Genomic DNA, 12,858 nt, shown 5'->3' with positions numbered 1-12,858 from the left:
CGGCGGGTTCAATGTCCGGTGAACGCGGGCGGGCGCTTGTCGCGGAATGCCGCCTGGCCCTCCTTGTAGTCCTCGCTGGCAAAGCAGGCGCGCAAGGCCTGCTGGCAGGCCTCCAGGCCGTGCAGGCCCGGGTTCACCGCTTCGTCGATGGCCATCTTGCTGGCGATGTGGCTGAGCGGCGACAGCCCTGCCATCTTCGCGGCCATCGCTTCCGTGTCGGCCAGCGCGCGCACGTCGTTGATGAGTCCCACGGCGAGGGCCTGCTGCGCGTCGTAGCGGCGCGCCGTGTACATCAGTTCCTTGGCCACTGCCGGTCCCACCAGCGCGGACAGGCGGCGCAGCCAGTCGGGGTAGTAGGCCACGCCGAGCTTGGCCGCGGGAATCGCGAAGCTGGAGGCCGGCGTCGCGAAACGCATGTCGCAATGCAGGGCCAGGCCCATGCCACCGCCGAAGCACAGGCCGTCGACCATGGCGATGGAAGGCTTGCGCAGGGCGGCCAGGCGCGCCACGGCCTTGACCACCGTGTTGTTCCACAGCGTGATGCCTTCCTCGGTGCTGCGGCGTTCGCCGAACTGCGAGATATCGGAGCCCGATGAAAAGGCCTTCCCGCCCGCGCCGCGCAGCACGACCACGCGCACGGCGGGGTCCTCGTCCGCCTGTTCGATCAGTTGCGGCAGCAGCACCCACATGTCGAAGGTCATGGCGTTGTGCCGCGTGGGATGGTCGATGGTGAGCGTCGCGACGCCGCCGTCCACGGCATAGTGGATGACGGGCGTGTGCTCGGCGGTGATGACGTCAGATGACATGCCGGTTCCTCAGGGATTGAAGCTCGTTCTGTTGCAGGCCCAACTGGCCCAGGATCTCGGCGTTGTGCTCGCCGGGCATGGGCGCGACGCTGCGCAGGGCTGCCTGGTGGCGGTTGCTGCGGATGGGCTGGCCGACCAGCTGGATGTCGCCCAGTTGCGGATGGGTCACGGGCCAGGCAATGCCCAGGTGCTGTACCTGCGGATCGGCGAAGGCCTGGTCCACCGTGTTGACCGCGCCGCAGGCCAGGCCGGCGGCGTTCAGTTTCTCGATCCAGTATTCGCGCGGCTGCTGCATCAGGATGTCGTTGATTTCCTGGTTCAGGGCGACCCGGTTGTCGGAGCGGTCGCGGTTGGTGCGATAGCGTGGGTCTTCCAGCCACTGGGGCCTGTCCATCGCCTTGCACAAACGTTCCCACATCAGCTGGCCGGGAACCTGCAGGGTCATCGGGCCGTTCTGCGTGGTGAAGAGGCCGGTCGGGATGATGGTGGGATGGTTGTTGCCCGCCTGGATCGGCACTTCGCCGGCCACCAGCCAGCGCGCGGCCTGGAGGTCGAGGATGGCGAGCTGGGCTTCCAGCAGCGAGGTCTGCACCCATTGGCCGTTGCCGGTGCGCTCGCGGTCCAGCAGGGCAATCAGGATGCCGATGGCGCAATAGAGGCCGGCGGTGGTGTCGGCCACCGCAATGCCGGCGCGCACCGGGCCGGACTCGGGCAGGCCGGTCACCGACATCATGCCGCCCATGCCCTGCACGATCTGGTCGTAGCCGGGGCGCTTGGCGTAGGGGCCGTCCTGGCCGAAGCCCGAGATGCTGGCATAGATCAGGCGCGGGTTGATGGCCTTCAGCGTTTCATAGTCGATGCCCAGGCGGTGCTTCACGTCGGGACGGTAGTTCTCGACGATGACGTCGGCCTCGCGCACCAGCTTTTCCAGCACGGCGCGGCCCTCGGGATCCTTCAGGTTGAGCGTGACGCTCTTCTTGTTGCGTTGCAGGTTCTGGTAGTCAGGTCCCAGGCGCATGCCGCCCATTTCCGTCTCGGTGCTGGCCTTGACCGGCTCCTCGATCTTGATGACCTCGGCGCCCCAGTCGGCCAGCTGGCGCACGGCCGTGGGGCCGGCGCGCACGCGGGTCAGGTCGATGACCCGGTACGGGCTCAGGGGCAGGGCGGGGGGGCTGGCGGGGGTGTTCGTCATGGCGGGTGTGCTCCTCACGTGTCTGATGACAGGGCGCCGCACGCCGGGCTGCCATCCGTCCGGACGCTTGCGACAGGCAAGGCCGGTTTTGATTTTGTGAGGACGATGGTATGGAGTCGATCAAAAAGTGTCAACACTTTCATTTGAATCGAATACGATAATTCATCGTTCGTCATCGATTTTGGTGAAGTGAAGGTACAATCGCGCCGTCCGCTGGCGAGGTTTCGCGTCAGCGCCCACTCTCTACAAGCGCCAGCCCATGACCGAGCACATCGAGAAAAAGGCCACGCCGCGCGGTGCCGCGCGCGCGTCCAAGGCCAGCGCCAATGCCCAGCCCGCCGACGGCGCCGCCGCCGCCGTGGCCGAGGCGAAGACACCGCTCCTGGCCGCGACCGCCGCCGAGGAGATCAAGCGCCTCATCTATGCGGGCGACATCGCGCCCGGCGCGCGCCTGAACGAGGCCGCGCTGGCGCAGCAGATGGGCATCAGCCGCGGTCCCATCCGCGAGGCCATCCGCATCCTGGCCGGCAGCGGGCTGGTCACGGCGGTGCCCCATCGCGGCATGTTCGTGCGGCAGATGTCCATGCGCGACATGCTGGAAAGCTACGACCTGCGGGCCTTGATCTTCGGCTTCGCGGCGCGGCGCGCCACGGAGCACCTGTCACCCGAGCGGGAGGCCGACCTGGACTCGCAGCTGGCCGCGATGGAGGCCGCCACGGCGATCTCGGACGGCAGCGCGTACTACGAGCTGAACCTGCGGTTCCACGACACGATCCTGGCCTACAGCAACAACCGGCACGCGGCGCGCGCGTACACGGAATACGTCAACGAACTGCACCTCTTCCGGCGCAAGTTCTTCAACTACACGGCGAAGATGCACCGCTCCAACCAGGAGCACCGCGCGATGGTCGATGCGATCAAGGCGGGCAACGTGGTGCTGGCCGGTGAGCTTGCCGAGCAGCACGTGCTGGCCGGCAAGCAGCGGCTGCTGGCGGACCTGGCGGATTAACAGAGGCCCTAGGTCGCCGCGCTGGCGTCGGTGTCCATGGCCGCCACCAGCGTCTCGAACAGCCGGCCGTAGGTCGAGTGATGGGGCCACAGCACGCCCAGTCGCCGCGCCAGCGTGTTGCGCGGCAGCGGAATCACGGCCACGCCGGGGGGCAGGGTGCCGGGCCGGAAACAGTCCGGCACCAGCGAGATCCCCAGGCCCATTTCCACCAGCGTCACCAACCCGTCGGGCGAGTCGAGCTCGAAGCGCTCGCGCGGGCGCAGGTTGCGGGCCTGCAGGTACTGGTCGGCCAGCGAACCGCCCCAGGTGCGGCGGTCATAGCGCAGCAGCGGCTCCTGTGCCAGCAGCGTGTCGGGGTCGATACCGGTCAGCGCCGTGGGCGCGAGCAGCACCAGGGGCTCCACGCGCAAGGTGTGCCACGAGAAGGATTTCGGCGTGCGAAAGGGCGGTTCCACCAGGAATGCCGCGTCGACCTTGCCGCCCGTGACCTGGTGGTACAGCTCATGCGAGGCGCCGATTTCCACCGTGGCGTCCAGGCCGGGATGGTGATCGGCAATGTGCTTGAGCGCCAGCGGGATCACGTTGCCCAGCGCGGTGCGGATGGAGCCCACGCGCAGTCCCCCGGGAAAACCCTCGGTCGACACGGCGGCCTTCAGCGCCCGCACCTCGCGCTGGAAGCGGCGCGCGCGCTCCAGCAGCCGGGCGCCGCCCTCCGTGATGCGCACGAAGCGGCCCGAGCGGCTGAAGAGCGGCACGCCGAACTCGCGCTCCAGCGCATGCAGGCGCTGGGCCAGCGCCGTGGGCGTGATGTTCATGCGGCGGGCGGCCTCCGCCATGGAGCCGCACTCGGCCACGAGCACGAAGGTGTCGACGTAGCGGGTATCCATGAATCCACAAATCCTTCATTCTCAAAGTTCTAAAAGCAAATTGTGCTTCAGTTACTGGCTGTACCACAATGGACTGCAACGGGGCCCGCCCGACGGGCCCGGGCACAGGTCGTCCCAGAAGCGGCCGATGCCATTCCTTTCTTGCCGCCAGGAGTTCCTTGTCATGTCCGTCGAAGCTTTGCCCATCGATCCCAAGATTCAGAAAGCGCTGGAAGGCGTCACCACCGCCACGCTCACCACGGTCCTGCTGAAGAAGGGCCTGCGCAACGTCTGGCTGCGCGGCGCCTTCCCGCTCGTGCCACAGGGCAAGCGCATCGTTGGCCGCGCCTTCACGCTGCGCTTCGTGCCGGCCCGCGAAGACCTGGCGACGCCGGCCTCTTGGTCCTCGCCCATCTCGACGCGCGCGGCCATCGAAGCCATGCCCGAGGGCGCCATCGCCGTGGTCGACGCCATGGGCGCGACCGATGCCGGCATCTTCGGCGACATCCTGTGCGCCCGCATGAAGAAGCGTGGCGTGGCTGCGCTGGTGACCGACGGCGCGGTGCGCGACCTGGAAGGCGTGCTGGGCACCGACCTGCCCGTGTGGGCCAGCGGCGCCGCCGCGCCTCCTTCGGTGGCCAGCCTCACCTTCGTGAACTGGCAGGAGCCCATCGGCTGCGGCGGCGTGGCGGTGTTCCCGAACGACTACATCGTCCTGGACCGTGACGGCGCCGTGCTGATTCCCGCCGACCTCATCAACGACGTGGTCGATGTCGCCGTCGAGCAGGAACGCCTGGAAGGCTGGATCATGCAGGAAGTGGATGCCGGCGTGCCGCTGCCCGGCCTCTATCCGCCCAACGAAGCCGCCGCCGCCCGCTACAAGGCCTGGCGCGACACGCAGAAGTAAACCGGCACACCGCCGCAAGATGAGTGATCACGTGCATCCGCCAGCGGCGGATGCACGCAGCGTCCTGCCCGCCGCCGACGCGGCTGGCGGAATGCGCAGCGCCCGCAGTGCCTGTCAGACCCGCAGTCCCCCATAAAAGAAAAGCCATACCAAGCCGCCCTGGCGGCAACACGGAGACAAACCATGCAGCAAACCCTGGCCGCGCGCTCGCGCCGCCGCCTGCTGGGCGCAGCCCTGGCCGGCGCACTCGCCACCCCCTTCATGCCGGGCGTCACCGCCCAGGCCGCCGACAACTATCCCAGCAAGCCGACCACGATCCTGGTGGGCTTCTCCGCCGGCGGCGCCGTGGACAACGTCGCACGCCAGATCGGCCAGGGCCTGGGCACGGCCTTCGGCCAGTCCTACGTGATCGAGAACCGCGCGGGCGCCACCGGCACCATCGCCGCCGAGGCGGCCTCGCGCGCCCAGCCCGACGGCTACACGCTGCTGCTGGGCACGCAGTCGACCATGGTGGTCGCGCCGGGCATGTATCCGACGCTGCGCTTCGACCCGATCAAGGACTTCGTGCCGGTCTCGCTGGTGGCCTCGGTGCCGCTGGTGCTGGTCGTGCAGCCCTCCCTGCCCTTGAAGACGGTGCAGGACGTCATCGACTACGCCAAGGAAAAGCAGGGCGAGCTGACCTATGCCTCGTCCGGCCTGGGCGGTCCGCAGCACGTGTCCATGGAGCTCTTCGCTTCCATGGCCGGCGTGAAGATGGTGCACGTGCCCTATCGCGGCGAGGCCAATGCCATCACCGACCTGCTGGGCAACCAGGTGCCGCTGATGTTCAGCAACCTGCCCACGCTGCTGCCGCACATCAAGAGCGGCAAGCTGCGCGCCATCGCGGTGTCGAGCCTGGAGCGCTCGCCCACCGCGCCGGAGATTCCCACGGTGGACGAGTCGGGCCTGAAGGGCTTCGAGGCGCTGACCTGGTTTGGCCTGTATGCGCCCAAGGGCACGCCCGGCAGCGTGGTGGCCAGGCTGGAGTCCGGCGTGAAGACCGCGCTGGCCGACCCCGCGATGCGCTCGAAGATGGCCGACCAGGGCATGAAGATCGAGGGCCGCGACAGCGCCGCCTTCCGTGACTACATGCAGGCCGAGAGCGTGAAGTGGGGTGATCTCGTCCGCAAGTCGGGCATCAAGCCGGAGTAAGACGCGCATGGGCAACCCGTCATCGGTCTCCTTGCCGCGCCGCCTGCGCGGGGTGCTCTCGCTGGATGACTTCGAAGCCGCCGCGCGCAGGCACCTGCCGCGGCCGGTCTTCGGCTATCTGCGGGCCGTGGCCGAGACGGGCGCGGCCTATGACGAGAACCGCAACGCCTACCGCGACTACGTGTTCCGGCCCGCGGTGATGGTGGACGTCTCGCGCCGCAGCACCGCCATGACCCTGTTCGGGCAGGCGTACGCCGCGCCTTTCGGCCTCTGCCCGCTGGGGCTGTCGGCGCTGTCGGCCTATCGCGGCGACCTCGTCATGGCGCAGGCCGCGGCCGAGGCGCGCGTGCCGATGATCATGAGCGGTTCGTCGCTGATTCCCCTGGAAGCGGTGGCCGAGGCGCATCCGCAGGCCTGGTTCCAGGCCTACCTTCCCGGTGACCGCGCGGCCATCGAGGCCTTGATCGACCGGGTGGCGAAGACCGCCTTCCAGACGCTGGTCGTGACCGTCGATACGCAGGTCAAGCCCAATAGCGAGAACATGACGCGCAGCGGTTTCTCGGCGCCCATGCGCCCCAGCGTCAGCCTGGCGTGGCAGGGCATCACGCATCCGCGCTGGCTGTTCGGCACCTTCCTGCGCACGCTGTGGCGGCACGGCATGCCGCACTTCGAGAACAACTATGCCACGCGCGGCGCGCCCATCCTGTCGCCCAGCGTGATGCGCGATTTCGCCGAGCGTGGCAACCTGAACTGGGACACGCTGCGCGCGATCCGCGCGCAATGGCGCGGCCGCCTGGTGGTCAAGGGCGTGCTGCGGGACGACGATGCGCGCCAAGCGCGCGACCTGGGCGCCGATGGCATCATCGTGTCGAACCATGGCGGCAGGCAGCTGGACGACGCCATCGCCCCCTTGCGCGCCCTGCCGGAGATCGTGCGCGCCTGCCCGGACATTCCGGTGATGATCGACAGCGGCGTGCGGCGCGGCACCGACGTGTTGAAGGCGCTGGCACTGGGCGCGAAGTGCGCCTTCGTCGGCAGGCCCTTCGGTTATGCCGCGGCGGTCGGTGGCATGGCGGGGTTGCGGCACGCCATCGGGCTGTTGTCGGCCGAAGTCTCGCGCGACATGGCGATGCTGGGCGTCACGGACGTCTCGCAGCTGGATGCCGTGCGCCATCTGGCGCCGCGCGTCGCGCGCGCGTGAGGGCATTGCCCAGTGGGCATAAGCTGAAAGCTTTTTAATCTTAAAAAGTTCAGCTATGAACAGATAGGGAATAAATCGTTCAGGTGCATACCGGTACGGGGCTAGTCTAAATAAGCCGGCGTTGTGTTCAGGTCCATTGAATGCAACTTCGCCGCTTATAGCCTCCACCGCGTGCCATGACCGACCTATCCGACCTCAGCCGCCTTCATCCTGCTGCGTCGCCTGCCCATTCCGGCGAGGCGGTGATTTCGCTGCGCGGCGTCAACAAGACCTTCGCCCGCCGCGGCGGCGCGCCGCTGCAGGTGCTGCGCGACATCGATCTCGACGTGCGGCAGGGCGAGGTGCTGGCCATCCTGGGCGCGTCGGGTTGCGGCAAGAGCACGCTGCTCAATCTCATCGCAGGCCTGGCCCACCCCGATAGCGGCAGCATCCGCATCGCGGGGCAGGATACGGCTGCGTTCACGGATTGGCGCTCGGTGGGCTACCTGTTCCAGGATGACCGCCTGCTGCCCTGGCGCACCACGCTGGAGAACGTGAGCTTCGGCCTGGAAGCCGCCCGGCTGCCGCGTGCCGAACGCCTGGCGCGTGCGCATCGCGCGCTGGAATCCGTTGGCCTGAAGGATTTCACCGAGGCCTATCCGCACGAATTGTCGGGCGGCATGCGCGCACGCGCCGCGCTGGCGCGCAGCCTGGTGAACCAGCCGCGCATCCTGCTGCTGGATGAGCCGTTCTCGAAACTCGATCCCGCCATGCGCGCGCAGATGCACGCGGAACTGCTGGCCGTGCAGGCCGAGCAGGGCATCACCGTGGTCTTCGTCACGCACGACGTCGAGGAGGCGGTGGTGCTGGCCGACCAATTGGTCATCCTGCAGCCGCGTCCCGGCCGCGTGCGCGAGCGCGTGGCGCTGGACCTGCCGCGCCCGCGCCTGCCCGAGCAGGCCGAGGTGGCCGAGCGCGTGCGCCAGTTGCGGGTGAGGGTCTAGCCATGACGACCGTCACGCAGGCAGGTGCCTCGGGCTGGAACTGGCGCGCCGTGGGCGTGGCCGCCGGCCGGCGCCTGCTGCTGGCCGTGCTGCTACTGGGCGTGTGGTGGCTGGTGGCGCGCGGCGTGCCGGCCTATGTGTTGCCTGGCCCGGCGCGCGTGGGCGACGCCTTGCAGCGCCTGCTGGCCAGCGACACGTTCTGGCGCGACCTGGGCACGACCTTCTATCGCGTGATGGCGGGCTTCGTCCTGGCTGCCATCGTGGGCACGGCCCTGGGCCTGCTGCTGGGCAGCCGCCGCAAGCTGGGCGAGTTCTTCGAGCCCGTGCTGGCCGTGACCAACACGATCTCCTCGGCCATCTGGGCCATCTTCGCCATCATCTGGTTCGGCATCTCCAACGCCACGACGATCTTCGTGGTGTTCATGACGGCGCTGCCGCTCATCCTGACCAACGTCTGGCAGGGCACGCGCTCGGTGCGGGCCGACTTCGTGGAACTGGCCCACAGCTTCCGCATGTCGCGCCTGCAGGTGCTGCGCAAGATCTACCTGCCCACCATCCTGCCTGATTTCTTTTCCGGCGCGCGCCTGGCTTTCGGCTTCGGCTGGCGCGTGTCGCTGGTGGCCGAGACCATCGGCGCGTCCAACGGCGTGGGCTACCGCCTGCGCCAGGCGGCGGACCTGGTGCAGACCGACCAGGTCTTCGCCTGGACCATCACGCTCGTCGTGCTGATGGTGCTGATCGAGTTCGGCTGTCTCAAGCCGCTGGAAAACCACCTGTTCCGCTGGCGCCGGCCAGCGCAGGCCTGAGGCCGTTCATTTCCCCCAACGTCTGGAATCCTAGCCATGTCCAAAACCATGAAGGCCCTGGTGCTCAATGCACACGGCGGCCTCGACCAGCTTCACGTCGTCAGCGACAAGCCCGTGCCCGCCATTGCACCGGGGCAGGTCGTCGTGCGCGTGGGCGCCTCTTCCTTCAACTATCACGACGTCTTCACCGTGCAGGGCATGCCCGGCATCAAGGTGCCGCTGCCCGTGGTCATCGGCCTGGACCTGGCCGGCACGGTCACCGAGGTGGGTGAGGGCGTGACCGGCTGGAAGGCCGGCGACCGCGTGCTCGTCAATCCGCTCAATCGCCAGAAAGGCCTGATGGGCGAAATGCTGGACGGCGGCATGGCCGAGTACACGCTGGCCAGCGCCGAACAGTTGATCCCGCTGCCCGACAACGTCAGCTTCGAGGACGCCGCCGCGCTGCCCGTGGCCTATGGCACCGCGCATCGCATGCTCATCACGCACAAGACGGTCAAGGCCGGCGACAAGGTGCTGATCCTGGGCGCGAGCGGCGGCGTGGGCACGGCTTCGGTCGTGCTGGCCAAGCTGCTTGGCGCCGAGGTGATCGCCTGCGCCAGCGGCGCCGAGAAGCTGGCGCGCCTGAAGGCGCTGGGCGCGGACCACGTGGTGGATTACCGCGAGACCGATTTCTCGAAGTGGGCCATCGGCCAGTACGGCAAGCCCCAGCGCCGCAACAACGAGGGCGGCGTGGACGTCGTCGTCAACTTCACCGGCGGCGACACCTGGGTGCCCTCGCTCAAGTGCATCAAGCGCGGCGGCACCTTGCTGGTGTGCGGCGCCACGGCGGGCCACGATCCCAAGGAAGACCTGCGCTACGTCTGGAGCTTCGAGATCAACGTGAAGGGCTCCAACAGCTTCTATGACGAAGACCTGCGTGCCCTGCTGGGCCTGGTCAGCGAAGGTCGCATCAAGCCCTTGATCGACCGCGTGGTGCCGCTGGAAGGCGCGGCCGAAGGCCTCGCCGCCATCCGCGACCGCAAGGTGATCGGCAAGATCGTCGTCACGCCCTGAACGCCGGAGAAGCATCATGTCTGAACAGAACAACGCATTGCCCACCGCCCAGGACGTCGAGGCGCGCCTGTTGCGCGCCCCGTATCACCAGTGGCTGGGCCTGAAGGTCCTGTCCGTGGGCGACGGGGAAATCACCCTGCGCGCCACCTGGCGCGACGAGTGGGTGGTGAATCCCGACCATCCCTACACCCACGGCGGCATCCTGGCCACCCTGATCGACCTGACCGCCGATTGGGCGCTGGTGTCGACCACCGGCCGCGGCGTGCCCACCATCGACCTGCGCGTGGACTATCACCGTCCGGCCATGCCGGGCGACCTGACGGTGCACGGCAAGGTCATCAAGGCTGGCAAGCAGTTTTCGGTGTCCGAGGCGCGCGTGCACGACGCCGAGGGCCGCCTGCTGGCCAGCGGCCGCGGCGTGTATGCCACGGCGCCGGCCCCCGCCAAGGCCTGATGCCATGACGCAAGCGCTGCCGCTGGACCACCTGGTCGTCAACACCCGCTTCGAGACGGATGCGGCCGCCGCGCTGTTCGCGCGGCTGGGTTTCACGCTGACGCCCCAGGGCCGTCATGCGATGGGGTCGGTCAATCACCTGATCGTCTTCGACCATGACTACCTGGAGCTGATCGGCCTGCCCACCGATGGCGGCGCATTGCGCCAGGAGATCCTGGCGCAGCCGGGCGGCATCGACGGCCTGGTCTACAAGCCCGAGTCCGCCGATGCCGTCCACGCGGGCCTGGTCCAGCGGGGCTTTCCGGTGCTGCCCCTGCATGCCTTCACGCGGCCCCTCGAACTCGATGGCAAGCGCTACGAGGCGTCGTTCCGCACCGTGCGTTTCGCGGCCGAGACCTTCGCCGCGGGACGTGTCTATTACTGCCAGCACCTGACGCCGGAACTGGTGTGGCGGCCCGAGTGGCAAGGCCACGCCAACGGCGTGCGCGGTCTCTCGCGCCTGACCGTCGTGTCCGGCCAGCCCGCCTGGGATGCGCAACGCCATGCGGAAGCGTCCTTTGGCGAAGCCCGGCCGCTGGGCGATGACGCCTGGCGCGTGCAGGGTCCGGCGTTCTCCCTGGACATCGTGACACCGGCCGCCTATCTGGCCCGTTACGGCGAGCTGGCCTGCCAGGGCTATGGCCGAGGCAGCTTCTTCGGCGCCATCACCCTGCGCGCGGGCGACCCGGCCGCGCTGCGGGCGCACGTGGCGGCGCTGGGCACGCAGGTGCGCAGCGTGGCGCGCGATGGCGGCCTGGCCGTGAGTCTCACGGCCTACAACACCCTCTTGGATTTCGAGTATGAGCAGCCAGCCTGATGTCTTTCCCCGCAACCAGGGCGACCTGATTCCGCCCGGCGCCGATCGTGACGCGGTGGCGCTGATCGCGCTGGACGATGCGCTGGCTGCCCGTGAATTCACCTTCGGCCAGCTGGACGACCTGGCCAACGCCGTGGCGCGCGGCCTGTTGCGCCGCGGCCTGCGGCGCGGCGACCGCGTGGCCGTGCTGTCGGCCAACAATGCCGAATTCCTGGCGACCCTGCTGGGCACGCAGCGTGCGGGCCTCGTGCTGGTGCCGGTGAACTACCGCTTCCCGCAGGCGCTTTCCGATTTCGTCATCGCCGACAGCGGCGCCGTGCTGGTGTTCACCGATGCGGCGCGGCGCGGCCAGGCGCCCGCGGGCCTGCCCGCCGTGGTGTTCGACGGCACGGGCGACGAGTCCTTCGATGCCTTCCTGGATCCGGGCCCGTTCACGCCCGTCGAGCCCGAACCCGGCGAACCGGCTTTCTTCATGTACACCTCGGGCTCGACCGGCAAGCCCAAGGGGGTGGTGCTGTCGCACCAGAGCCACCTGTGGGTCGTGAAGACGCGCCTGGGCGGCCAGCGCCACCGTGAACAGCGCTACCTGATCGCCGCGCCGATGTATCACATGAACGCGCTGGCCCTGTCGCAACTGGCGCTGGCCGGCGAGTCCAGCATCGTGCTGATGTCGCAGTTCAAGGCGCGTCCCTACATCGAGGCCATCCATCGCTATCGCCCGACCTGGCTGACCTCGGTGCCGCCGATGATGGCCATGGCCCTGCGCGAGACGGATGCCCTGGCGCAAGCCGACCTGTCTTCGGTGCAGGTGGTGCGCATGGGCTCGGCGCCGGTCAGCGAGGCCTTGTTCGCCGCCATCCAGCGTGCCTTGCCGCAGGCGCGCATCATCAATTCCTATGGCACCAGCGAGGGTGGCCCGGTCACTTTCGGTCCGCATCCCGATGGCCTGCCGCAGCCACGCATGTCGGTGGGCTATGCGCATCCCCAGGTGGGCGTGCGCCTGGTCGATGCCGAAGGCCGCGAGGCCGAGCAGGGCGTGCTGCAGCTGAAGAGCCCGGCCATCATGAACGGCTACCACAACCGGCCCGACATCCGTGGCGCGATCACTTCGGACGGCTACTACGTCACGGGCGACGTGCTGCGGCGCGATGCCGAGGGCTTCTATTACTTCGTGGGCCGTGACGACGACATGTTCGTCTGCGGCGGCGAGAACATCTTCCCCGGCGAGGTCGAGAAGGTGCTGGAGACCCATCCCGGCATCCAGCAGGCCTGCGTGGTGCCCGTGCCCGACGACATCAAGGGCCACAAGCCGGTGGCCTACGTCGTGGCCGCGCCCGGCGTGCAGCTCGAGGAAGCGGCCATCAAGCGTTATGCCCTGGCGCACATGCCGGCCTTCCAGCACCCGCGCCGCGTGTGGGTGCTGGATGCGCTGCCCCTGGCCACCACCAACAAGGTCGATCGCAAGCTGCTGCTGCGCCAGGCGACCGAGGCGGTGGGGCAGGCGGCGCACGCCTGACGCCACGCGGCTTCCGAA

Annotated in this window: 13 protein-coding genes; 10 read left to right on the top strand and 3 right to left on the bottom strand. The window is 68.5% G+C overall.

Annotated elements, in window-relative coordinates; translation table 11 throughout:
* Nucleotides 1–8: 8 nt before the first annotated feature.
* Together ODI_RS21135 and ODI_RS21130 are read right to left on the bottom strand one after the other, a co-directional pair.
* Complete coding sequence (locus tag ODI_RS21135) at nt 9–806, bottom strand: enoyl-CoA hydratase (protein ID WP_067757392.1); 798 nt, start codon at nt 804–806, stop codon at nt 9–11.
* Entirely contained in the window at nt 796–1,998 is a 1,203-nt protein-coding gene (locus ODI_RS21130) for a CaiB/BaiF CoA transferase family protein (RefSeq protein ID WP_067757390.1), read from the bottom strand. The genes ODI_RS21135 and ODI_RS21130 overlap by 11 nt, the downstream gene beginning before the upstream one ends.
* Before the next feature lie 259 nt (nt 1,999–2,257).
* Here ODI_RS21130 and ODI_RS21125 point away from each other — a divergent pair, with 259 nt between their 5' ends.
* Nucleotides 2,258–3,007, top strand: a complete 750-nt coding sequence (locus ODI_RS21125) for a GntR family transcriptional regulator (RefSeq protein ID WP_082985435.1) — start codon at nt 2,258–2,260, stop codon at nt 3,005–3,007.
* An 8-nt stretch (nt 3,008–3,015) separates the two neighbouring features.
* Here ODI_RS21125 and ODI_RS21120 read toward each other — a convergent pair whose 3' ends face one another.
* Nucleotides 3,016–3,894, bottom strand: coding sequence for a LysR family transcriptional regulator (locus tag ODI_RS21120; protein ID WP_067757387.1), 879 nt, complete (start codon nt 3,892–3,894; stop codon nt 3,016–3,018).
* Between the two features lie 163 nt (nt 3,895–4,057).
* Between ODI_RS21120 and ODI_RS21115 the strand changes: the two genes are divergently transcribed.
* The 9 genes from ODI_RS21115 to ODI_RS21075 all read left to right on the top strand — a co-directional run bounded on the left by ODI_RS21115 (nt 4,058) and on the right by ODI_RS21075 (nt 12,840).
* Nucleotides 4,058–4,780: a ribonuclease activity regulator RraA gene (locus ODI_RS21115; protein WP_067757385.1), complete on the top strand. Its 723-nt coding sequence runs from the start codon at nt 4,058–4,060 to the stop codon at nt 4,778–4,780.
* A 183-nt stretch (nt 4,781–4,963) separates the two neighbouring features.
* Nucleotides 4,964–5,971: a Bug family tripartite tricarboxylate transporter substrate binding protein gene (locus ODI_RS21110; protein WP_067757382.1), complete on the top strand. Its 1,008-nt coding sequence runs from the start codon at nt 4,964–4,966 to the stop codon at nt 5,969–5,971.
* Nucleotides 5,972–5,978: 7 nt separating this feature from the next.
* Nucleotides 5,979–7,172, top strand: coding sequence for an alpha-hydroxy acid oxidase (locus ODI_RS21105; RefSeq protein WP_067757379.1), 1,194 nt, complete (start codon nt 5,979–5,981; stop codon nt 7,170–7,172).
* A 176-nt stretch (nt 7,173–7,348) separates the two neighbouring features.
* Nucleotides 7,349–8,155: an ABC transporter ATP-binding protein gene (locus ODI_RS21100; RefSeq protein ID WP_067757376.1), complete on the top strand. Its 807-nt coding sequence runs from the start codon at nt 7,349–7,351 to the stop codon at nt 8,153–8,155.
* Between the two features lie 2 nt (nt 8,156–8,157).
* Nucleotides 8,158–8,961: an ABC transporter permease gene (locus ODI_RS21095; RefSeq protein WP_067757373.1), complete on the top strand. Its 804-nt coding sequence runs from the start codon at nt 8,158–8,160 to the stop codon at nt 8,959–8,961.
* Nucleotides 8,962–9,009: 48 nt separating this feature from the next.
* A complete protein-coding gene (locus ODI_RS21090; protein ID WP_197707165.1) occupies nt 9,010–10,014 on the top strand; it encodes a zinc-binding dehydrogenase in 1,005 nt (334 codons plus the stop codon).
* A 16-nt stretch (nt 10,015–10,030) separates the two neighbouring features.
* Nucleotides 10,031–10,468, top strand: coding sequence for a PaaI family thioesterase (locus ODI_RS21085; protein ID WP_067757368.1), 438 nt, complete (start codon nt 10,031–10,033; stop codon nt 10,466–10,468).
* A 4-nt stretch (nt 10,469–10,472) separates the two neighbouring features.
* The gene (locus tag ODI_RS21080; RefSeq protein ID WP_067757365.1) at nt 10,473–11,324 is read left to right on the top strand and encodes a VOC family protein; all 852 of its coding nucleotides are present in this window, start codon (nt 10,473–10,475) and stop codon (nt 11,322–11,324) included.
* Nucleotides 11,308–12,840 (top strand): class I adenylate-forming enzyme family protein, encoded by a 1,533-nt coding sequence (locus ODI_RS21075; RefSeq protein WP_067757363.1) that lies wholly within the window; start codon nt 11,308–11,310, stop codon nt 12,838–12,840. The genes ODI_RS21080 and ODI_RS21075 overlap by 17 nt, the downstream gene beginning before the upstream one ends.
* Nucleotides 12,841–12,858 lie beyond the last annotated feature (18 nt).

Source organism: Orrella dioscoreae (assembly GCF_900089455.2).
Taxonomy (GTDB): domain Bacteria; phylum Pseudomonadota; class Gammaproteobacteria; order Burkholderiales; family Burkholderiaceae_B; genus Orrella; species Orrella dioscoreae.
Note: the sequence above shows the minus strand (reverse complement) of the source record. Positions and strands in the feature narration are given on the sequence as shown.